Origin of the sequence: Streptomyces sp. NPDC021080, assembly GCF_044333225.1 — a bacterium.
GTDB lineage: Bacteria > Actinomycetota > Actinomycetes > Streptomycetales > Streptomycetaceae > Streptomyces.
Genome location: NZ_JBIRQM010000037.1, coordinates 1 through 20,996 on the forward strand (window position 1 = coordinate 1; position 20,996 = coordinate 20,996).

The window sequence follows — 20,996 nt, forward strand, 5'->3', positions numbered from 1 at the left end:
CCCACCCCACCAAAACCACACCACCATCCACATCACCGGACACCAAAACAACCAACCCATCTTCACCACCCACCTCACCACCACCCACCCCACCCGCATAAACAACAGTGAAGAGAAGACCCGGCCAACACACCCGCCCAGACCCTGAAAACCTCCCGACCGGACCGTAAGACGTTCGGCCCTGTCTCACTTTCGGTGGTAACAGACAGTCCGAGAGTCGTTGATGCTCACGCGAAGGACGTCAACAAGCTTGTACGGACTGTATTTTCGGGCCTTTCCCATTGGTCATCGAGGATGTGACCGACGAGGGCGAGCGGATCGCCGTGCGGGCGCAGACTCCGCAGGAGGCTGCGGTTTGTCCGGTCTGTGGCACGTCGTCGGAGCGGGTTCACAGCTATCAGATGCGGAGGGTGGCCGACCTACCCGTCGACGGACGGCGCGTGGTGGTCCATGTGAAGGTGCCGCGCCTGGTGTGTCCCACGCGCGGCTGCCAGCAGACCTTCCGCGAACAGATGCCAGGACTGCTGGAGCGCCATCAACGACGCACAACCCGTCTGACCAGGCAGATCAAAGCCGTGGTGAAGGAGTTAGCGGGCCGGGCGGGATCGCGTCTGCTGGCAATACTCGCGGCGGACCCGTTTCGCCACACGGCCCTGCGCGTCCTGCTGCGCATTTCCTTGCCCACCGGGCGGACGCCCCGTGTGATCGGCGTCGACGACTTTGCTCTGCGACGACGTCACCGCTATGCCACCGTAGTCATCGACGCCGAGACCCATCAGCGGATCGATGTGCTGCCCGACTGCACGGCCGACGCGCTGGAGGCGTGGCTGCGCGAGCATCCGGGCGTCGAGATCGTGTGCCGTGACGGCTCCGCCACCTACGCCGAGGCCATCCGCCGCGCCCTGCCCGACGCAGTACAGCTCGCGGACCAGTGGCACCTGTGGCACAACCTGTGCGAAGCCGCCCTGCGCGAAGCTCAAGGCTTTTCCCTTCGGTACGCCTTCGAGCGCGAAGATCGCACGGTCAGCCCCGATCACCGTGTCCAGGTCTACCCAGAAGAGAACGCCCTGGGTCATCAAAAAAGCGGGAGAAATTGTCAATTCCTGTGGATGGAGGGGGTAGCGGCTACTACTGGGTGGTGATGCCAGGAAGCCTCCGTCCTGCATCGAGTTGGAGGCCAAGATAGGTCCATGCCACTCCCGGGCGCCCGTGCGGATCCTCACGCTGAGCTTGATGGACGACGTCCAGGCCGTGGCTCTGGGCGAGGCTGATGGTTTCCTCGGCGGAGACGGGGAACATGCGGCGGCCCGCCGGCGCCGGGCCATGACGCAGCGAGAGGACCACCCGGCCCTCGCTCTCGAGCAGGCTGACCAGGCGGGCCATGGCCGAGGTGCGCTGTCGTTCGTCGAGATGCATCCAGACCGCGGTCAGCAGGATCAGATCGAAGCGGCGCTCTTGTGCGGTCAGCCCGGGAAGCTCGGGAAGTGCGTCATCGACCCATTCGATCTCCTGGTCGGCATGGATACGCCGGCCCAACGCGCGCAGCTCGGCGGTGGGTTCGGCGGCGACGACCCAGTGCCCCCGGGAGGCCAGTGCCGCCGCGTCGCGCCCGCTGCCCGCCCCGACATCCAGCACGGAGCTCGGCCGAGAGGGAAACAAGTGAAGCACCTCGCGGTGCACCTCGTTGAAGGTCACACTCTCGTACTGCTCGGCAAGAGCCTCCGCCGCCTCGCCGTATCCGGCGGTACTGACCATGGAGTGCAACAGGGCGCTGTCTGTCTCGCTGTTCATGACGAGGCACCCTACGTCTGCTCCGGCCCGGTCACCCCTTCGCCGACAGCGACAGGGCCATCTCGTCCACGCCGCCCAGCCGCCGCTGACGCTTCTTGACCAGCTGCGGCTCGAACGAGCTGGCCCGGTCCCGCGGCACCGCGATCTCGACCGGCCCCGACTCGGTGATCACTGTCTTGGACCGGTGCCCGTTGCGGTAGTTCTCCCGGCCGCCCTCGGCCCGCTCACCGGGCTCGTGGCCCAGATGGTCGGTGAGCTCGCCCTCCAACGCGGACTCCAGCACCCGCTTCGTCAGCTGCTGCAGCAGGCCGCCTTGCCCGGTGAGCTTCACCCCACTGGTCTGGGCCCGGGCGACCAACTCGGCGACCAGCCCGTCATCCACGGCGCCCGTCCTACTCACAGATGCCTCCCCGGCCGCGATGTCACTCGTCACGTCAGTCATCAACTGTCGGTTCCAGCCCAGGAGTTACACCGCTCACCGTACAGACCCACGAAGATTACATAACCTTCGTCGCCACCGTCCACGACCACGTGCGAGGCCCGAAGCCCTACCTCGTCGACCCGGAGCCCGCCTACCACGCCGAGACGGTCAGCGCTCTTCTTGAAATGGCACGCGAGCAGAGAGACGTTCTTCTTGCTTCCCCTGCCACAACAGAAGTCCTGCGCGCACGACTTGAACAGCTCACGCTCCCGAGCGGAGCCTGACCCCAGTTTCTCAGTTCCGAAGGTCCAGCCAGGCAGGCATCAGTGAAAGTGTCCCGCACCCATCCCGGTGCGGGACACGGTCACCAAACGAGACACGGCCCCCGCAAAGGCCGCTGCCTCAAGCCTCAGCGCCTGCATGCCGACAAGACACCCCATGCGGCTTGCGGGTCAAGCAGCTGCCGCAAGGAGGGTTGGCGCGGGGGTGCTGAAAGCGATGGCTTCGTCGAACTTCTGGTGGTTGGTCAGGCAGTGGTGGAGCTGGCCGAGCATGCGGTTGAACAGATTGCGCAGGCCGCGTGGTAGCGGTCGCCGGTCTCCCGGCGGCAGTTTTAGTGGGCATGGGCGCCGGGTGAGGCGGTCAGTGCCGCGAACGCCCAATGTCGGCCGGTCGCGGCCAGACGGCTGTTCTTGATCCGACGGTGGGTGACGTGACGGCTCTTGCCGGACTCACGGGTCACCGGTGCGCTTCCCGCGTAGGCCTTCAGATTGCTGGCATGGGGGAAGCGGGCACGGTCGTCGCCGATCTCGGCGAGTATCCGCGCGCCGGTGAGAACAGCCAGGCCGGGGAAGCTTGTGATGATCTCTGCGTCGGGATGTTGCAGGAACAGCTCCTCCGTGTCGGATGCGAGGTCGTCGCATGCCTGGCAGGCTGCATCCCTCTTGTCGAAGCACTCACGGTGCTGCTTACAGACCAGACGTCCCGTCCGGCCCCTGCCTGGACTGGCCAACGGCCAACCCACGTGCCTATTAGGCTTACGACATCCCTGAGCTGCGAAAATGGGTTCGCGACAAGCGCATCGGCGTACGCAACGGCCAACTGACCATGTAGGAAACGATGTAAGCGGGGCCAAAAAGATCTCTCTGCGGCACAACCGTCCCAGAGGGTTGGCAGTCTTCTTCGACGAAGTATCCGCGGTGCCGGGGCCCGTCACCGCGTTGTCTCCACATGGACCGGCGTCCGGCAGTTGTCGTGGCTGGTGAGCTCGCGGGGTCCACGGACGCTGTCCGTGGACCCCGCGGCCCTTGGCGATCCTGCTCGTGGCCGGGGCGGCGTCGTACCGTGTGCATTTTTATTGTTCACAGTTCTTAGGCAAAGGTAAATGAGACGAATAGTGAGCCGCTTAGCGGCACTGTGTACCGCGCTGTTCGCGGTGATCGCTGTGTCGGCCGTGCAGGCACATGCGGAAGCGCGGCCCGTGCCCGTCGCGGCCAGCGACAAGTACGCGCTCAGGTCCGTGGGCGCCGGCGATCTCTATGTGTCGGCGGAAGTCGTCAACAGCGGTGACCGCGAGGGCATGCTGCGTGCGCGCAAGTTCGCGTCCTCTCCCGACGCACTGGGATCGTGGGAGAAGTTCACGCTGCACACCCACGACAAGGGGTGGACGGCCACCCTGCGTTCGGAAGCGAACGGGAACTACGTCACGACCGAGCGGAACGACACCGGCACCCACAAGAATCTTCTTCGGGCCCGGAGCACGAACGTCGGCGAATGGGAAGAGCTCCACCTCGAGAAGCAGTCGGACGGCACGTACGCCCTGAAAGCCTGGACGAACGACGGCTACAAGTACGTGACCGCCGAGATGCAGGACCCCGGAGACGACAACGGACTGCTGCGGGCACGGGCGGACTCGGTGGGGTCCTGGCAGAAGTTCGAGCTCGTCTTCCTCGGCGAGGAGAACGCGAGTGACGAAGGGGGACGCCCCAGTCCCGCTTCCCCCGCGCCGGCGGCCGACTTCCGTGTGATGTCGTGGAACGTCTGCGCCAACAACAACGACAAGTGCGACAACTTCCAGGTAGGCGGCACGGACCTGGGGAGGCAGGTCGCCGACCGGCTGGGCTCCACAGAGGAGGCGAAGCAATACCGCGCCCTCTTCCTCCAGGAGCTCTGCGAATCGCATGCCAAGGCGATCGAGCAGGCGCTGGAGGCCAGGACGGGCACCGGATGGGACGTACGCTTCGCCCCCATCAAGTACACCATCGACGGTTCATCCTCGAAGGCCGCCAAGACCTGCAACAAAACCGGGTCGGAGGACCGGGGCGCCTACGGCATCGCCCTCGCGGTGCCGGACTCCAACGTCTGGTACACGTCGTACGACCTGCCCTCGCCGCAGAACAAGACCATCGGCGGAACGTGGACGCGCATGGAACAGCGGACCGCCCTGTGCGCCGTCCTCCCGGCCCAGGCCCTGCAGTTCTGCGCGGTCCACTTCAGCTCCGGCGGGGCGACGGAGGACCCTGACGGGGACAAGCGCAAGGAACAATCCACACTGCTGCAGAACATCGTCCATTCGTACACTCCGGCCGGCTATCGGACCGTCTACGGCGGCGACTTCAACTCGGTCCCGCCGGACTCCGTCCTGCCGCCCGCCCCAGTGCTGGACAAGCCCCTGGACGTCATGACGTCCGCCTACGCGGCGGACAAGGAATGCGACGAGGGGCGGTCGAGCACTCAGCCGCGCGACGGTCTGGACACGAAGCCGTTGGACGGCCGATCCATCAAGATCGACTACCTGTTCGGTCCGTCCTTCGCGACCATCTCAAGATGCGACGTGATAGCTGACGCCGGAAAGTCGGACCACTATCCGATCAAGGCACGCTTCCAGTTCTGAGAGCAGTGACGCGACCTTGGTCCGGAACGCCCCGCAGGCGTTCCGGACCAAGGTCCCACCGGCCCGCCCGGTGCCGAAAGACGGCAGCCTGGAAAGGCGCAGACCGCTGGCGCTCCTGGCCGCGACTCAGGCTTCGGCGTACCCCACGACGATGACCGTTCCGAGCCTGCGGGCGCTCTCTTCCCCCAACTCGCCTATACGACCGGCCCCCGGCCTCTTGGGAACTCAGAACCTTTCGGACAGCTGACCGGGCACCCCGACCACGTCCACACCCACCACGTGCCTCTTCTCGCCGTCCACACAGCTGGACTCCCCCGCCTCTACCCACACGCCGGTGCCCCGAGGGGGCCCAGCACCTTCTACCGGGCCACACACCCGGCATCCGGCACCGACGAACTCGGCCCTCTCCTCAAGCGTGCCGGCAAGACGGTCCACCGGGACGACTGAACACACTGGGCTGGCACCGCGCCGAGGCCGCGCGTCGAGGACGGTTTGCGAGACCACCTGGTGCAGGACGCGTTTGTAGAACTCAGCACTCTACGAGCCGCCAGGTCAGTTACCTGCCTGCCTTTTTGTCGAACCATCCGAGCGACCGGACGACGGACGCGCCGACAAAGAGGATGCCAAGAGGAACGATCGTGAACCATGCGGCACTGGCTTTCATGGCCGCGAGAAGGGCGATGGCGCCGATGGCGAGCGCCAGGAGCACGAGCATGCCCAGAAGGACACGAATCTTGGAAACCAACGGAGGACTCTCCAATGTGCAGTTGGGCTCTATTGACTGGACAGCGTTGCTACCCGTTGGACCGCTGGTGACCACGGCACCGTCAGGAAGTTTGTGGGGCGAGTCTCCCACGCTGCCTTACGAAGGCGCCCGTGGAACTACGTAATCGAACACGTTAGTTCACCAGCCCGATGTGGGTTGGTGCGGGGTCCGGTGCGAGAAATGCTGCCTTCTCGGCGGAGGTCAGGGCGTTCCAGCGCTCATGTGCCTTGCGTGCTGCCGATGCTCTCCCAGCCTGTGGCCTTGTCAGCGCTGTACCTCGATGGGTGCAGTTGCCCCGAACAGGCCGTAGCTGATCTGCGGCAGTCTGCCAGTGAAGCCCAGAGCCAGCTCTCGGCTGTGTGCCGGCAGCAGGCTGCTGGCCTGGCCGTGACGTTGTTCAGCGGACCCGGCATGTTGGCTTCCAGCGGCCCCAGTTGGTGGGTCGCGCGGGCGCATTGAGGGGTGGTGACGAGGCGAAGTAGCCCCACCTCGGCTCTTGCGGTGAGACGGTTCTGTGGTTTTCGGCAGGGTCGGTGCCGTGGATGTCTTTGTCCAAGCAGGAGCTGTTCGCCCGGATCCGGCGGGACAGCTGGCAGCAGCAGCTGTCGATCCGGGCTCTGTCGCGGAAGTACGGCGTTCACCGCCGGCTGGTGCGTGAGGCTCTTTCCTCGCCAGTACCCACCCCGCGCCGCCGGCCGGTGAGAACGTCGCCTCGGATGGAGCCGTACAAGGAGACGGTCGAAGCCTGGCTGCGGGCTGATCTGGAGGCTCCGCGCAAGCAGCGGCACACCGTCCGGCGGATCGTGGCACGGATCGAAGAGGAGTTCGGCGAGGCGATCCCGTATCCGACGGTCCGGGACTTCGTCGCGGCCCGTCGCAAGGAGATCGCAGCCCAGGCGAGGGCTCCTGTTGAGGCGTTCGTGACGCGGCACAACGTGCTCGGCGCGGACGCCGAGGTCGACTTCGGGGACGTCTATGCGGACGTGGCCGGGCAGCGCACCCGCTGCTACCTGTTCGTGTTCCGTCTGGCCTGTTCGGGCAAGGCCGTGCACCGCATCTCGCGCTCGTGTGGTCAGTAGGCGTTCTTCGAAGGACACGTGCACGCGCTGACCACGCTGGGCGGGGTGCCCGCCGGTCAGGTCCGTTACGACAACCTCACCCCGGCGGCGAAGAAGGCCCTCGGTGATACCAAAGGAGCGAAAGCCCTGGTCAAAGCGCTGTTGCTGCACCGCCACCAGCAACACGCCGACGTGGTGATCGGGATCCGCGCGGCCCTCGAGGCGGGCACCTTCAACGAGGACGTCATCGCGCTGGAGGCGCGCAAGGCGGCCCAGGCGGCCGGGCGGGCACCGACCGTCACCCCCGCCCTGGAACCGCTGATCTCGCCCCGGCCCCGGTCACGCCTCTGACCCGGCGCCGTCTCGCCCGTGCTCTGCCCGCCGACCAGCGCCCCCTGCCCGCCTGGAGCAGTGGGACGAGCTGTTGCAGCCTCGCCGGAAGGACTCATCGGCGATGTCGGCGTACACGCGACTGCAGCCCTGGAAAGATTTCCGTGAAGCTGGAGTGTGCCACCGTGCGCCGGTGACGCTCCGTCACAGGTAGCGGCGTCGAAGCAGGGCCACGAGGATGACGCGGTGGCGGAGCAGCGGGACTCCCGCACGTCCGGCCATGATCCGCTTTTGGAGTTTCAGGTCGGTGATGTGGCCTTCGTTGACGCCGGAGTTGACCGGGCGGTGATGCCCTGGACGACTGCGGGCTGGTCCTCGCGGAGGGCTTTGGCCACGCTGGCCAGGGCCGGGAGGCCAGCGGTCGTGAGTTGCTCGAGCCAGTCCGGCAGCGGGGTGGCGTCGCGGGCGTCGAGCATGGCGGCGAACTGACGCACCAGATCGTGGGCGCGTTTCAGTTCTGGGCAGTGCTCGAACAGCCGCCGGAGTGCCTCGGTTGCATGCAGGCTGCGGCGGGATGGCGCGGTGGTGATCCACCGGGCGACTTCGCGGGGCGAGGGCGGCCGCTCGCGTGGGGTGTCGATCGGCAGGCCGCGGCGTAGCGGTGCGAGGGCCATCTTGACCCGTTGGTAGTGGCCGCGGTAGCCCTTGGCCATGAGCTCCTGGTGCAGCACTGTTGCGGTGTGCTCGCCTTCCTCCCACCGCTGCCGAAGGAGTCGAGGTATGGATCAAGGCTGGTAGGTCGGCGGGGCCTGGTGCGCCGTACGCAATCCTGCCAAGGTGGCGGCCCGGGCGTACTTGGCCACGGTGCGCCGGTTCAGGCCCAGCTCGCGGGCTGCCGCGCTGAGCGAGCACCCGGTGTCGGTCACCGCGTGCACCGCCTCGAACAGCCGCTTCGCGTGGCGGCGGGCTGGGGTGTCGGCCTGGTGGGACGGTCCGGCTCGGTTTGCTGGTGGCGATGCCGGGTCGGGCTCGGGCACTGCGGCGGGTAGGCAGACGCGGTGGGCGCTGGCGGTATCCCCGACCCGCTTCGACAGCCCCTGCCACAGATGGAAGCGGTCGCTGACCTGCACCGCGTCCGGGGCGCCGTCGGTGATGCCCTGGCGGTAGACCAGCGAGCCGTTCCTGCAGACCGCCTCAACGCCTGGATGCGTCCGCAGCCAGGCGGCCGACTGCTCGGCGTCGCGCCCGGCCCACAGCTCGATCGGCAACCGGGTGTAGGCGTCCACCAGCAGGGTTCCAAAGACGTCCGCGTACAGCGCGAAGTCGTCCACGCCCAGCACCCGCGGGGTCGCTGCTGGCGGAAGCGGCAAGCGCATCAAGTGGAACAGCACGCTTGTCCGCGACAGCGGTACCTTCAGGATTTGCAGGAGCCGGGCGCCGCCGCGGCCGGCGAGTAGCACCCCGGCCATCTCCACCAGATGCTGCAGCAGCGGGCTGCGGCGCTGGTAGCGCACAGTCAGTCCCTCGACCTGCTCTGCAAACGTCCGCCGATCGCAGCCCGGGCCGTCACAGAACAACCGCCGCACCGACAGCCCGATCAGCACCGGGCGACCGCCGGCATCGGCATCGGCATCGGCATCGGCATCGGCATCGGCATCGGCATCGGCATCGGTCAGCGTGCGGTCATAGCGACTGTGTATCCGCGCAGAACCGCAACCACAGTCCGGACACGCCACCGTCAACTCGCGAGTGCAGGCCGCGATGCGGACCGCACCGCCCGACACCCACACTCGCTCCACCCGCACCGCATCCAGGTGCGGAGACATGATCCGTACGAGGTCATCACACTCGCTGACAGTGCCGCTGCCTGTGACGGAGCGTCACCGGCGCACGGTGGCACACCCCAGCTTCACGGAAATCTCGCCAGGGCCGCGACTGCGCTCAGCCAGGTACGCGGATATGTACACAGACTGCGTGGCCAGTCTGAGCGTCACGGAGGCCGTGGTCATCCGTCATCTCAGGGTGGCGGACACGCACCGCCGTCCAGGGCTCTCTGCAGGTGCCTGCGTCGGCGTTCCTCCCGGCGAGCCCGCACCTCATCGATCCGCCATCTCGTCTCCAAACTTGGCCCCGGCCATCGCTGAGGACCTTGGCTACCACGACAAGGCCGCCACACGACGGGTTGCCGATTCCGGAGACACTTGAGCCCGAATCGCCCAGCCGACTTTCAGGCGACTATGACCCGGCGCCCGCGCGTGTGGCCTGCTTGGCTGTCGATGTGCGCCACAGCGGCCTCGGCGAGCGTGTACGACTTCTCGACCGGGATGTGGAGCTTTCCCCGCGAGATGAGGTCGGCAGCCACGGCGAGCGCTTCTGGCATGCTCCCGGCCACGCCAGAGAATCGGACACCGTGCTCCGGCGCACCGAGGTCCGCGATGGAGATCACCTTCTGCGGGTTCCCGGTCAGTTCGACGAGCTCGCGGATCACGCCCGAGCCCGCCAGATCGAGGGCCGCGTCGACACGGCCGAGCTGCCGCACCCGCTCGACCCAGCCCTCGCCATACGTCGTGGCGAGGGCCCCCAGGCTGCGCAGATAGCCCTGGTTCGCGGCCCCAGCCGTGCCGATCACCGTGATGCCGCGGTCGCGGGCGATCTGCAGCACCGCTGAGCCGACGCCCCCGGACGCGCCACTGACCAGCAGCGTCTGCCCGGACTGCACACCGACCTCGCGGATGATGCGCAGAGCGGTCTCCACCACGGAGGGATACCCGGCCGCCTCTTCGGACGTCAGGCCCTCAGGCATACGGGCCCAGGCCGACAGCACGGCGAACTCAGCATACGTGCTGGAGCCTTCGCCGAACACGTGGTCACCGACCTCGACTTCTTCGACGCCCTCGCCGACCTCGTCCACCACCCCGGCGGCGTCCAGCCCGACTCCGGAGGGTAACTCGATCGGATGGGCCCCCAGCTTCTGGCCTTCACGAATCCTCCAGTCGACGGGGTTCACGCCCGCCGCCCGCACAGCGATGCGTATCTGGCCGGGACCCGCGTGGGGCTCCTCGGCGTCCACAAGGTGCAGAACGCCCGGACCGCCGAACTCGGCGAAGCTCACTTTCTTCATGCGATGGACCATAACACTAACGGTTAGCTTTTTAGAGTTGTGACAGGTTCGTATCTGATAGCGTCAGGGCATGACCGTGCCGCCCGGACGCCGTGAACGCAAGAAGGCCGCGACCCGCCAGAAGATCGCCGACACCGCCCTCCGGCTCTTTCTGGAACGCGGGTACGAGGCGGTGGGAATCCGTGACGTGGCCGCTGAGGCCGACGTGGCCGTCACCACGCTCTTCTCCCACTTCGCCTCGAAAGAGGCCCTGGTGTTCGAGCAGGACGATGACTTCGAGCAACGCCTCACGCAGGCAGTCACCGGCCGGGCGCCGCACGAGCCGCTCATCCCCACGCTACGCCGCGAGATCCAGTCCCTGGTCCGACATTGCACGGCGGACAGCGCCACCCCGGTCTGGCGCATGATCAACGAATCTCCCGCCCTGCGGGAGTACGAGGAGTCGATGAGGCTGCGTCACGCGGAGTCACTGGCAACGGCCATCGCCGCCGACCCCAACCTGCCACAGACCTCAACGGCGAGCCGGACGATCGCGAGGTTCGTGATCGACGCCTACTCGCTGGCCCGCGAGGCGCCCAATCCGGACGCCGCATTGGACGAGATCTTCCAAATGATCGAGGCAGCCTGGGCCGTCACATGCCCCTCCAGAAACTCCACCGGCACGGCCGGACTGTAGCCAGGACTCCCCATTACCTTCTTGGTTGCCTCGCAATGAGGCGCCCGGCCTTCGGAGTTGGCATGACTGTCTCCCCCTGTCGAGTTGATGGCCTGGGGGGTGTCACCGGCTCCGGAGGCATCGACAGACCGCTGATTAGGGGCATGACCACCGGCTTTTCCACAGGTCGGGAGGCTCTTCGTAATGTGGATGTGGCGATCGGTGCCGTGGGACGGCCGGGCAGCGACGACCGAAGGACACACGTGATCGACGTCAGTGACATCGGTGCCTTCCTCGGCCTGGACGTCGGCAAGGGCGAACACCACGCCACCGCCGTGACCCCGGCTGGGAAGAAGGCGTTCGACAAGCGGCTTCCCACAGCGAACCCAAGCTCCGCAAAGCGTTCGGAAAGCTGCAGGCCAAGCACGGGACCGTCCTGGTCGTGGTCGACCAGCCGGCCTCGATCGGCGCCCTGCCGCTGGCGGTGGCCCGGGACATGAGCTGCCCGGTCGCCTATCTGCCCGGGCTGACGATGCGGCGGATCGCCGATCTGTATCCCGGCGAGGCCAAGACCAATGCCCGCGACGCGTTCGTCATCGCCGACGCGGCCCGCGTCATGCCCCACACCCTGCGCTCGGTCGATCTCGAGGACGAGACCATCGCCGAGCTCGCGATGATCGTCGGATTCGACGACGACCTGGCCGGCGAAGCAACGAGGATCAGCAACCGCCTGCGAGGCCTGCTCACCCAGATCCATCCGTCGCTGGAGCGGGTCCTGGGTCCGCGAGTGCAGCACCCGGCGGTACTCAAGCTCCTCGACCAGTTCGACTCGCCCGCGCAGATACGCAAGGCCGGACGGCGCCGACTCGTGACGCTGATCCGCTCCAGGGCACCGCGGATGGTCGAGCGGCTGGTCGAGGACATCTTCACCGCCCTGGACGAGCAAACGGTTGCCGTCCCGGGCACAGAAGCAGCCGCGCTGATCGTTCCCAGCCTCGCCAGCTCGGCCGGACCGATACCCAGTTCCTCCGCGATCCGCGGCCGGGCCTCCTGCAGATACAGCTTCACCCGCTGGTAATTGATACTGACCGCGTAGTCCTGGACCAGACGCTCATGGATCACCGACGCCTTCAGCAGGACCTCGGACCTGAGCATCGCGTCGATCAGCGGCGCGACCTCGTCCACCACCCGCCGATACCGACGCCCGGACGCTTCACGCTTCGGCGGCGCGGCCGAAGATGGGTCCTTCAAGTACTTGCCGACCGTCCGACGGTTCAGCCCGGTCTCCCTGGAGATCTCCCGCAGGCTCATCGCACCGGACTCATACAGCGGACGAAACCGCCTCAACTCCAGCCACCGATGTGGATCCAACACCACCGCCAGCCGCCTCCCTGCCACCCCGAACCGACAGCAGCAGAATCACGGCCCCCGCCCGCCACCGCCCCACAAACGGAGCGCATTCCTCCGTACGAGGTGGCGCACGTTCACTTGTACGCCGACAGCCACCACCGACCCGGCCAGCCTGCCGGAGAAGGCCACCTGGTACCTGGCCACCAACCTACCCCACCCCGATGCACCCCACGCCGTCACCAGCCTGCACCCGCCGGCCGACCTCGCCGAGATCGTCCGTCTCTACGGACTGCGGCCCTGGATCGAGCAGAGCTACAAGCAGATCAAGGACGAACTCGGCTGGGCCGACTTCCAGGTCCGCTCCGCCCGCGCCATCCACCGCCACCAGACCCTGGTCAACTGCGCTTTCTCCTTCTGCTGGGACCAGTGGTTCGCTCCACCCGGACCGCTGGATGCCACAGCGCCGGACCCCTGTCCCGACGAGGGGCCAGAGAGGGGGACCGGCACCGTCCCACCAGCCCCAACAGCCCTGCTGGCCCAAGGCATTACGAGCCATCCGTTCCTGGCTCACCCCCGCCATCGCCCTCAGCCGATGGTGGCAGGCCTGGACGGACACGGACCCACCCTCCGAGCTCCAGGCCCTGATCGACGCCGTCACCACCGGGCACGGCATTGACCTCTACCGCCGGATTTAACGAACTACCGGTAACCCCCAGCTTTTGATTTTGAACCTTCCTGACGGAATCAGGCCCAGCTACGCACATATCGGTTCACACAGGTCTGAACGGTGGCCTTGGGTCAGGTCACGATGATCGCGTCGAGGGGCCTGATCTGCCAGGTCACGAGCCCATCGACCATCGCGTCGGTGACCTTGCTGACCAGCTCCGGACCGACCTCGACACCGTAGATCTGGGCTGGGTGGGAGCGGATGTCGCGCACGCTCATCCCGTAGGCGTAGAGCGAGAGGATCCGGTCGTTGAACCCGGCGAGCCAGCGGGCGTTCTTCGGCACCAGACGTGGTTCGAAATCGCCGGGCCATCCCGCGGAACCTCCGGCGTGACCGCCCAGCATCGATCAGGACAGTCTTGGGCGATGTGCCGTTGCGCGAGTTCCCCGAGCCGTGATCTGCCCGGTCTCCCCGTTCATAGCCGAGGCGTTCACCCATCTCGGCTTCCAGAGCCCGCTCCAGCACACCCCGGGTGATCTCCGTCAGCAGCCCGCCCTCGAAGCATCAGCCCTGTCGAGCAGTGGCTCGACAACCTCACCGACCATCTCGTCGCCGACCACGGATGCGGCCGCTTCGTCCTTGTCTGCCATGACTCGTACGATCCGCCCGGCCCAAGGACCCGAGCCCCGAGCCCCGAGCCCCGAGCCCCGAGCCCCGAGCCAGGCTTCCGCATCACGGACTTACACGATCTTTCAAACACGCTCGTGCGTGTTGCGAAGCGTTACCGAGCCGCGCACGCTGGTCATATGGCCGATGGTCACTCGCGCTTCTCACTAGTCGTCGCCTCGCAGTGTGAGGCGATGGGTCAGGAGCTGAAGTTGCTTGCCAGGGCAGCGCGGGAGCTGGACACCATGTTGCGCGACCCCCGACGCGGTGAGTGCAGCGCTGCTCTGCCCAATGGGCATTCGCTTCTGCTCAACCAGGACGCAGGGACGACGATGACCGCGGTCGCGGACGCCTCTGAAAAAGCAAGGAATGGCTTGCTAATTCTGGCCTGGATTGGGCATGGCATGGTCAGAAACGATGACTTCTACGTCCTACCGAGTGGCTCTGATCCTGCTCGGCTCGGTTTCCCTCAAGGCGGCCCCTACCACCTCCCTCACCAGCTCAAGGAATTGCTCACCGCCCGCCCGTGCCTCAGCATGATCCTGCTTATCGACGCCTGTATGGCCGGGGCGGGTGCCGTACAAGCCGCGACCGAGTGGATGGGCTTGGACAATGATTTGCGGCGCCGGTTCCAAATATTGTCCGCGACGAACATGAACGAGGCGGCATACGATTGCGCATTCAGCCGTGCTATTTCTACGTTGTTGCGTACCGGCCACATTGCGCTTGACGACCATCTGGTATGCGGTGACCTCAAGCGAGCATCCGAGCGTGCGACACGCGTCCAGCAGCCCTCACTGTTCGCATTGGACGGAGCCAAAGACGGGCCCGACTTGTGGGTGGCACACAACGCCGCCCGGCTGCACCAGACCGGTTCCCTACCTGCATTCCAACTGGCCGATGGCTGGGAGGGACTGCGGCGCTCTCTGAGGCATTTTTATCCGACCCCGTCACTCGAGACGATAGTTGCTGCCTCGCGCACCCACCGCTCCGTCGTTGTGCGTGGTTTGGCGGGATTCGGTAAAACCACCCTGATGGGCGCGTTGACCAGATCCGAGGTCGCACCAGGAGTGGTGCCTGATAGTTTTGTGCACGCCCTGAGACTGCTGAAACGGTACGAGACCTCCGGACGGGTGGCCGAAGCTATTAGCGATCAGTTGAGTGTCACCGTGCCTAGTTTCCCTCGCGCCAAACAAGCCTTTGAGAACTCAGTCCCCAGTAGTGAGCGGGAGCAGATGCCAATGGCTGACCAGCACTTGCTCAAGCCGTTGCGCCATCTGCCAGCGCATACCGTGGTACGGATCGTATTCGACGGGTTCGACCAGCTCGACGAGGTCCCAGCCCGCGACCTAGGCGACCTGCTGCAGCGACTGCAGCAGCCGTGGCAGGAGGGTGCGGATGTGCGAGTTGTGGTCTCTTCTCGCCCGGACGCCGCACCGCCGCTGGCCGAGTGCGAGATCCTGGTGGATGTCGCCCCCGAGTCGGAGCTGCGCGCCTACCTGACTGAGCGGTGTGTACCGCAGCAGCTGTGCGAAGAAGTGCTGGCAGGTAGCGATGGCAGTTGGCTGGTCGCTTCGCTACTTGCGGACCACGTCCGCGACACCCCTGGGCTGCTCCCACATGAGATCCCTTCCGGCCTAGCGGCCGTCTATAGGGGCATCTTTGATCACGCTCTGGATGGCGGTGCCATTTGGGACAAAGCAGGCTCACCGGTCAAGGCTGCATTCACCGTCCTGACTGCAGCCGGTCCAGGCGCAGTGCTCCCAGAGCCCCTGCTGCTGGATGCCAGCGCACGGTTGAGCGCCCCAACCCTGGGCGAAGGCCGGCTCCAGGAGTGCCTGGAACCGCTGCGCCGCTATGTCGCACGCGCACCAGCAAGCCAGAACACGTCATCCACCATGCTCTACGGCTTGTTCCACCAGTCCGTGGCCGACTACCTCACCGGAACCCTGAAGGGCGGGCCCAGCTCGTACAGGGTTGATGCCACCGCAGGCCACCGCGCCCTGGCCGAGGCTATTGCCTCGCTGGCCCCTGCGGACGAGCGAACCCCCGACAACGCCCGTGAACCGCTGCAGGACTACGCGGAGCGCGCCGAACCCGATCATCTCTGGCGGTGCGGCTCATACGAGCAAGTGCTCCGTAGTCTCGAGACCCGCCCGTCCGTGATCCCAGCCGAAAATTTGGAACGCTGGGAGCGCTGGCACCACGAATTCGCCGACCATTTCGGATCGGACCATCCATACACCCTCACCGCCCAGCATGAAGTCGCCGACAATACCGGCGCAAAAGGGGAACTTGGGCGTGCGGTTGAGATGTTCACGACACTACTTCCCGTCCGCATGCGCGTGTTGGGGCCCGATCATCCCGCCACCCTGACCACCCGCGGCAGTCTTGCTCACTGGACCGCCCTAAACGGCCAAGTCGCGGACGCACTGGAGCTGTTCACTCGGCTACTCCGGGACTGCACCAGAGTCCTTGGGCATGACCACCCCGATACCCTCACTGCTCGCCACGACATAGCCGCATTGATTGGCATGAAGGGGGAACCTAATCACGCGCTAGAGCTGCTCACCGAACTACTCCCCGAACGCTTGAAGGTTTTGGGCCCTGATCACTGGGATACCCTTGCTACTCGGCATGAAATCGCCAGTTGGACCGCCCGCAGCGGAAACCCAGAGCGTGCTGTAGAAATCCTCTCTGAGCTGGTCCCCGACTACACCAGGGCATTGGGGCCCGATCACCCCAATACCCTTATTGCCCGGGGCAGTTATGCCGCCTGGACGAGCAAGAGCGGGCATCATCAGCGCGCCCTGAAACTGCTCACTGAGCTGCTCCTCGACCGCATGTCGGTACTGGGGCCCGACAACCCCGAAACTCTCGTCACGCGATACAACATTGCCGCCGTGACTTATGAGCTCGGAGACTGCGAGAAGGCTGTGACGCTGTGGCGGGAAGTGCTGCCTGACTTCGTCCGCGTACTCGGTGGTGACCACCCGCGCACCCAGGTGGTACGCCAGCGACTGGATGGCACTGGGCACGACGGCGGTGCTGGCCCTACCGGCCCTTCGGTCAAGTAGGACGGCCGCTACTCAAGCGCGACCGCCAACGGCGCCCCGGTCTGCGACTTCGTCAGGTACGATTGCGCTCGATGCGGCTGGGAGCCATTATCCAGCATCCAGTCCGACTCCAAGACTCCATGTGGGTCCGCAAACAGTGTTCGCAGATCTAGTACTGCGGCAACCAGGTCGTCCCGGTCCGCCAAGTTCACCCACCGCTTTACCTGTGGCGGAACCATCTTTTCTTCCGGCAGCCGGTCATACACCAGCGTCCGCAGCCCCAACGGTGAGCCGAGCGTCACCAGCAGCGGCAACTCGTGCTCTAGCCGATGGGCAGCCTGAAACGCCGCCACAGAGCCGAGCGAGTGCCCGATGATGGCGACCGTCTCCGGCCCAAGGTGTGCAGCGATCCGCCCCTGCACCTCTTCGCGTACCGCATCCTCAGTGAGATAGCGGGTAACCTGCGCCAAGGACCGGTCAGCGAACCGCTCCGCAAACGCTATGCCCGCCGGAGAGAACCACCGCAGCCGCGCCAGAGCGTTGAGAAGTGGCCGCCCCGCCGCACGCATCCCCTGCCGCGCGGCCGCCTGCGTGTCCAGGGCGCATAGCTGCCGGTACGCCTCATCCCGATCCGCTTCTAGCATGGCGCGTTCCTCTGCCTGGCGCAGCCACACCTCCGCCAGCCCCATGGCCAGCTCCTGTTGCTGCGGTGTCAGATCTGCCACCAGCTGGCCGTTGCCCATCCTCCCCGGAACCTGAAACAGGTTGCCGTAGAACACCATCCGGCACTCCAGGACCCCCGGCCTCGACTGCCGCCACAGTCTGTCAGCCAGATCCGGCCGCTCGGCATTGCGCACCCCGCCAGCCAAGGCTGGAATCCAGGACGCCTCCAGAGAGTCTGCTGACTCTTGCTCCTGGCCCACCCCGTGGACCAGCACGATCCGGCTCATACGTCTCCTCAAACCCTTTACTCAGCATGGAAAACGTAGTCAAGCCAACGCCGGACGCGCCGATGGCACGTCAAGTCCGGGGCAGTTTCACTCGCTCGGCATCGCCGCGCTCCTGCCCCGGGGCATCCAGCGACTCGCCGCACGCCTTGGCGAGCTCCCCGTCGGGGCAATTCACCGTCGAATGTCCCCTCGTGTGTTGAAACGCCATTTGCAGCGCCTGCCCAGTGGCCCTCCGCGCTGCTGGCCACGGAACGCAACGGAGCGCCCCCTGAGTGGTGGACACGCTGATACTGGATCTGCTTGATCCGGGGGAAGCGAGAAGACCGCCGATGGCGATGAAGGACTACTCGGACGAGTTCAGGGCCGATGCCGTGGCCCTGTTCGAGTCCACACCCGGCGCGACGTACAAGAGCATCGCCGCCGACCTGGGCATCAACAGGAACACCCTGCGGAGCTGGGTGCTGCGAGACCGTGAACGCCGCGGCGCCGGTCCGGACACGGCCCGGGACACCGGGATGGCCGCACGGGCCACGCAGGCGACGCCGGCCTCGGAACCGGACGAGAGGATCAGGCAGCTCGAAGCCAGGGTGGCCGAGCTCGAGGCAAGTGAGCGCAAGCTGGCGACCGAGCGGGACATACTCCGCAAGGCGGCCAAGTATTTCGCCGGAGAGACGAACTGGTGAGGAGCCGCTTCCAGTTCGTCAACGACCACCGGGACGCCTTCGAGGTGAAGCGGCTCTGCGAGGTCCTGAAGGTGAACAGGTCCAGCTACAACAAGTGGCTGGCCGGCCGTGACGCCAGAACGGCCCGGCAGCGGGCCGACCGGCGCTTGGCGGCGAGGATCCGTGAGATTCACGCGGACTCCGGCGGCGCCAACGGTTCCCCCGCGGGTGACCGCGGATCTGAAGGAGACCGGCCTGCACGTCAACGAGAAGCGGGTCGCCCGCATCATGCGGACGTTCTCCATCACCGGCATCCGCCTGCGCAGACGCGTGCGCACCACCGTCCCGAACCCGGCCGCCTCCCCGGTTCCGGACCTCGTCCGGCGGGACTTCACCGCCACCGAACCGGGCCGGAAATACATGGGCGACATCATTTACCTGCCCCTGGCGAACGGCGAGTTCCTCTATCTCGCGACGGTTCTGGACTGCTACAGCCGCAAGGTCGTGGGCTGGTCCATCGCCGACCACATGCGCACCGGCCTGGTCGCCGACGCGCTGCGGATGGCCTCCCACACCCGCAGCAGCCTGGACGGCGCCGTGTTCCACTCCGACCACGAGGCCCAATACGGCCCCAGGGTCTTTGCCGACCTCTGCAACCAGCTCCAGGTCACCCGGTCGATGGGCGCGGTCGGCAGCAGCGCGGACAACGCGGCCTGCGAGAGTTTCCACGCGTCCCTCAAACGCGAGATGCTCCAGGGCGCCCGGGACTACGGCGACCCGCTCACCTGCAGGAACAAGGTTCTCGCCTGGCTGACCCGCTACAACACCCGCCGGCGGCACTCCGCCAACGGCCACCTCAGCCCCAACGAATACGAACGCCGACACCACGCGGCTAAGCTCACGCTCGCCGCGTGATCAACGATGCGTGTCCACCATCATGGGGGAAGGCCCAAGGCCGGGAAGTTCGCGTATTTCCGCTGGTGGCAAGGGTGTTGAGGTCCAGGTTGTGGCTGCGTAGAGGCCGGGTCCGAGTTTGTGGATGAGCCCGGTGTCGGCCCATCGGGACAGCTGCCGATACATGGTGTGCAGGGTGATGTCGCCGAAGTAGGCGGCGATCTCCGCGGGTCTCCATAGGCGGGTCGGGCCGTCCTGGAGCAGGGCGAGAACGCGGGGCCGTCGGCGCTGGACCGGGGCGGTGTGGCGATCGTCGCGGGAGGCCGTGGGCAAAGGCGGTGATTCGGTGCCGGGTTCGAGGACGGTGACGGTGAGCTCGGTGATGGTGCGGCTTCGATCGGGACGGCCGTCGTCGCATCGCTCGCTGTAGCGGGACATCGGGGACTTGACCTTGCGGGTCCCGGTCCGGTGTCGGCGAGGCGCGAGGAGCCGGGCCAGTGCTCGCCTGCCGATCAGTCCGAGAGGTCCGGGCTCGGCGGGGACGATCCCGGCAACCTGAATGACCTGGTCACGGGCGGTCTGCAGGGCGACGGTGAAGCAGCAGCGGTCGGGGACGGACTCGGCGGCCTCGACCATCACAGCCCGTAGGGCCTGGTAGAGCTCGAGCAGGGCCCACATCTCCTGCTCGAGGCCGACCGCGTCGCCCGAGCGGAGGGTCCGGCCGGCCAGGATCGTGTGGCGGAGCGCGTAGTACGCGCTCTCGTGTTCCCAGCGCTCGTGGTAGAGGTTGATCAGTGCCCTGGCCGGGTGGCGGCGGTGGTCGGTCAAGGTGGTGACCAGCCGGTAGGCGCCAGTGAAAACGGTGCCGTCGTTGCAGGTCACCGTGATCTCGGCGTCGATGATCCGGACGCCCACGGCGCCGATCCGTGACAGGTAGGAGCCGTCGTCGAGGCGGTCCATGACCGGGGTGCGGCGGTTGCGGCGGAGCCGGCCCAGTACCTTCGCGCCGGTCGCGGCCACCTGGGCAAGGAAGTCGTTGGCGTCGAAGCCCTTGTCCCACAGGACCAGCATGTCGGGCCCGAGCAGGTGCAGCAGATGGCGGGCGTAGGCGGTCTCGCCCTCGTCAGTGGGACCGGAGACCGCGCCGGTCAGCGCTCTCGTCCCGGTCTCGACCAGTGTCATCAGTTCCAGGGTGGGATAGCCGTGATGGGCCGTCCGCCCGAGCCAGGCCCGGTTGCGGGGCGAATCGGGTACCCGCAGCGAACTGCAGCCGTCGAAGGACACCGTCCGGTAGGCGCCGAAGCGCACCCCCGGTGTCGTCGGGCGGCCCAGGGGACCGGCAAGTACTTCGAACAGGGACCGCACCGGGGCGGTGCCCAGCCTTCGGCGCAGGTCCCGTAGGGCCTTCGCGCTCGGCGACGCCACCCCCATCCCGGCCAGGCCGCCGGCGAGCTTGTCCCAGACCAGCCGGTAGCCGACCTCGGGGAACAGGCACATCGCGAGCAGGAAGTAGATCCCGACCCGGGACGGCAGATCACGCAGCCGCTGCTGCACCGTCCGCGTCTCCGCCAGGACCGCGTCCACCAGCTCGAACGGCACCACCACGGTCAGCTCTCCCAGGTGGCCCGGGGCGAACCGGCCCGCCGCCACGGTCACCGTTCGGGTGATGGCCGTCAGCGCGGACGGCAGGGCAAAATGAACCCGCAACGGAGCTCC

The 20,996-nt window shown here is 66.6% G+C and carries 13 protein-coding genes and 6 pseudogenes; 8 read left to right on the plus strand and 11 right to left on the minus strand.

Going from position 1 to position 20,996, the window contains the following annotated elements; all coding sequences use genetic code 11:
• Positions 1-195 precede the first annotated feature (195 nt).
• Positions 196-1,001: pseudogene (locus tag ACH4S8_RS43880) on the plus strand (ISL3 family transposase); the annotation flags it as partial.
• 127 nt (positions 1,002-1,128) lie between these two features.
• Here the strand turns inward: ACH4S8_RS43880 and ACH4S8_RS43885 are convergent.
• The 3 genes and pseudogenes from ACH4S8_RS43885 to ACH4S8_RS43895 all read right to left on the minus strand — a co-directional run.
• Entirely contained in the window at positions 1,129-1,791 is a 663-nt protein-coding gene (locus ACH4S8_RS43885; RefSeq protein WP_398404748.1) for a class I SAM-dependent methyltransferase, read from the minus strand.
• Between the two features lie 34 nt (positions 1,792-1,825).
• A pseudogene (locus ACH4S8_RS43890) lies at positions 1,826-2,233 on the minus strand (transposase); the annotation flags it as partial.
• A 431-nt stretch (positions 2,234-2,664) separates the two neighbouring features.
• Positions 2,665-3,152 (minus strand): annotated as a pseudogene (locus ACH4S8_RS43895) (IS110 family transposase); the annotation flags it as partial.
• A gap of 456 nt (positions 3,153-3,608) precedes the next feature.
• Between ACH4S8_RS43895 and ACH4S8_RS43900 the strand changes: the two are divergent.
• On the plus strand, positions 3,609-5,105 hold the full coding sequence (locus tag ACH4S8_RS43900; RefSeq protein ID WP_398404750.1) for a hypothetical protein: 1,497 nt from the start codon (positions 3,609-3,611) through the stop codon (positions 5,103-5,105).
• Positions 5,106-5,661: 556 nt separating this feature from the next.
• Here the strand turns inward: ACH4S8_RS43900 and ACH4S8_RS43905 are convergent.
• The gene (locus tag ACH4S8_RS43905) at positions 5,662-5,850 is read right to left on the minus strand and encodes a hypothetical protein (protein WP_398404752.1); all 189 of its coding nucleotides are present in this window, start codon (positions 5,848-5,850) and stop codon (positions 5,662-5,664) included.
• A gap of 737 nt (positions 5,851-6,587) precedes the next feature.
• Here ACH4S8_RS43905 and ACH4S8_RS43910 point away from each other — a divergent pair.
• Positions 6,588-6,950 carry a hypothetical protein gene (locus ACH4S8_RS43910; protein WP_398404754.1) on the plus strand — a complete coding sequence of 121 codons (363 nt, stop codon included), beginning with the start codon at positions 6,588-6,590 and terminating at the stop codon, positions 6,948-6,950.
• A gap of 18 nt (positions 6,951-6,968) precedes the next feature.
• The gene (locus tag ACH4S8_RS43915) at positions 6,969-7,280 is read left to right on the plus strand and encodes a hypothetical protein (RefSeq protein ID WP_398404756.1); all 312 of its coding nucleotides are present in this window, start codon (positions 6,969-6,971) and stop codon (positions 7,278-7,280) included.
• A gap of 278 nt (positions 7,281-7,558) precedes the next feature.
• Here ACH4S8_RS43915 and ACH4S8_RS43920 read toward each other — a convergent pair whose 3' ends face one another.
• From ACH4S8_RS43920 to ACH4S8_RS43930, 3 genes are all read right to left on the minus strand, one after another.
• On the minus strand, positions 7,559-7,972 hold the full coding sequence (locus ACH4S8_RS43920; RefSeq protein ID WP_398404758.1) for a transposase: 414 nt from the start codon (positions 7,970-7,972) through the stop codon (positions 7,559-7,561).
• A gap of 72 nt (positions 7,973-8,044) precedes the next feature.
• Positions 8,045-9,085, minus strand: coding sequence for a transposase (locus tag ACH4S8_RS43925; protein ID WP_398404760.1), 1,041 nt, complete (start codon positions 9,083-9,085; stop codon positions 8,045-8,047).
• A 401-nt stretch (positions 9,086-9,486) separates the two neighbouring features.
• Positions 9,487-10,380 carry an NADP-dependent oxidoreductase gene (locus ACH4S8_RS43930; protein ID WP_398404792.1) on the minus strand — a complete coding sequence of 298 codons (894 nt, stop codon included), beginning with the start codon at positions 10,378-10,380 and terminating at the stop codon, positions 9,487-9,489.
• 70 nt (positions 10,381-10,450) lie between these two features.
• Between ACH4S8_RS43930 and ACH4S8_RS43935 the strand changes: the two genes are divergently transcribed.
• Both ACH4S8_RS43935 and ACH4S8_RS43940 read left to right on the plus strand, forming a co-directional pair.
• Entirely contained in the window at positions 10,451-11,056 is a 606-nt protein-coding gene (locus tag ACH4S8_RS43935) for a TetR/AcrR family transcriptional regulator (protein ID WP_398404762.1), read from the plus strand.
• A 242-nt stretch (positions 11,057-11,298) separates the two neighbouring features.
• Positions 11,299-12,041 (plus strand): annotated as a pseudogene (locus ACH4S8_RS43940) (IS110 family transposase); the annotation flags it as partial.
• On the opposite strand, the pseudogene ACH4S8_RS43945 reads toward ACH4S8_RS43940, so the two are convergent.
• Together ACH4S8_RS43945 and ACH4S8_RS43950 are read right to left on the minus strand one after the other, a co-directional pair.
• Positions 12,026-12,412: pseudogene (locus ACH4S8_RS43945) on the minus strand (IS21 family transposase); the annotation flags it as partial. The pseudogenes ACH4S8_RS43940 and ACH4S8_RS43945 overlap by 16 nt on opposite strands.
• Positions 12,413-13,183: 771 nt before the next feature.
• The gene (locus tag ACH4S8_RS43950; RefSeq protein WP_398404764.1) at positions 13,184-13,456 is read right to left on the minus strand and encodes a transposase; all 273 of its coding nucleotides are present in this window, start codon (positions 13,454-13,456) and stop codon (positions 13,184-13,186) included.
• A 402-nt stretch (positions 13,457-13,858) separates the two neighbouring features.
• Here ACH4S8_RS43950 and ACH4S8_RS43955 point away from each other — a divergent pair, with 402 nt between their 5' ends.
• Positions 13,859-16,795, plus strand: coding sequence for a tetratricopeptide repeat protein (locus tag ACH4S8_RS43955; protein ID WP_398404766.1), 2,937 nt, complete (start codon positions 13,859-13,861; stop codon positions 16,793-16,795).
• 8 nt (positions 16,796-16,803) lie between these two features.
• Here the strand turns inward: ACH4S8_RS43955 and ACH4S8_RS43960 are convergent, their stop codons facing one another.
• Positions 16,804-17,724, minus strand: coding sequence for an alpha/beta fold hydrolase (locus tag ACH4S8_RS43960; RefSeq protein ID WP_398404768.1), 921 nt, complete (start codon positions 17,722-17,724; stop codon positions 16,804-16,806).
• 329 nt (positions 17,725-18,053) lie between these two features.
• On the opposite strand from ACH4S8_RS43960, the pseudogene ACH4S8_RS43965 reads away from it, so the two are divergent.
• Positions 18,054-19,301: pseudogene (locus ACH4S8_RS43965) on the plus strand (IS3 family transposase).
• Here ACH4S8_RS43965 and ACH4S8_RS43970 read toward each other — a convergent pair.
• Positions 19,302-20,987: an IS4 family transposase gene (locus tag ACH4S8_RS43970; protein ID WP_398404770.1), complete on the minus strand. Its 1,686-nt coding sequence runs from the start codon at positions 20,985-20,987 to the stop codon at positions 19,302-19,304.
• Positions 20,988-20,996: the final 9 nt, after the last annotated feature.

What these genes read in the sequence shown, in the direction of transcription:
- ACH4S8_RS43885 (WP_398404748.1), bottom strand. Translation starts at nt 1,791, where the DNA reads ATGAACAGCGAGACAGACAGCGCCCTGTTGCACTCCATGGTCAGTACC.
- ACH4S8_RS43910 (WP_398404754.1), top strand. Translation starts at nt 6,588, where the DNA reads ATGGAGCCGTACAAGGAGACGGTCGAAGCCTGGCTGCGGGCTGATCTG.
- ACH4S8_RS43920 (WP_398404758.1), bottom strand. Translation starts at nt 7,972, where the DNA reads ATGGCCAAGGGCTACCGCGGCCACTACCAACGGGTCAAGATGGCCCTC.
- ACH4S8_RS43925 (WP_398404760.1), bottom strand. Translation starts at nt 9,085, where the DNA reads ATGTCTCCGCACCTGGATGCGGTGCGGGTGGAGCGAGTGTGGGTGTCG.
- ACH4S8_RS43930 (WP_398404792.1), bottom strand. Translation starts at nt 10,380, where the DNA reads ATGAAGAAAGTGAGCTTCGCCGAGTTCGGCGGTCCGGGCGTTCTGCAC.
- ACH4S8_RS43935 (WP_398404762.1), top strand. Translation starts at nt 10,451, where the DNA reads ATGACCGTGCCGCCCGGACGCCGTGAACGCAAGAAGGCCGCGACCCGC.
- ACH4S8_RS43950 (WP_398404764.1), bottom strand. Translation starts at nt 13,456, where the DNA reads ATGCTGGGCGGTCACGCCGGAGGTTCCGCGGGATGGCCCGGCGATTTC.
- ACH4S8_RS43955 (WP_398404766.1), top strand. Translation starts at nt 13,859, where the DNA reads ATGGCCGATGGTCACTCGCGCTTCTCACTAGTCGTCGCCTCGCAGTGT.
- ACH4S8_RS43960 (WP_398404768.1), bottom strand. Translation starts at nt 17,724, where the DNA reads ATGAGCCGGATCGTGCTGGTCCACGGGGTGGGCCAGGAGCAAGAGTCA.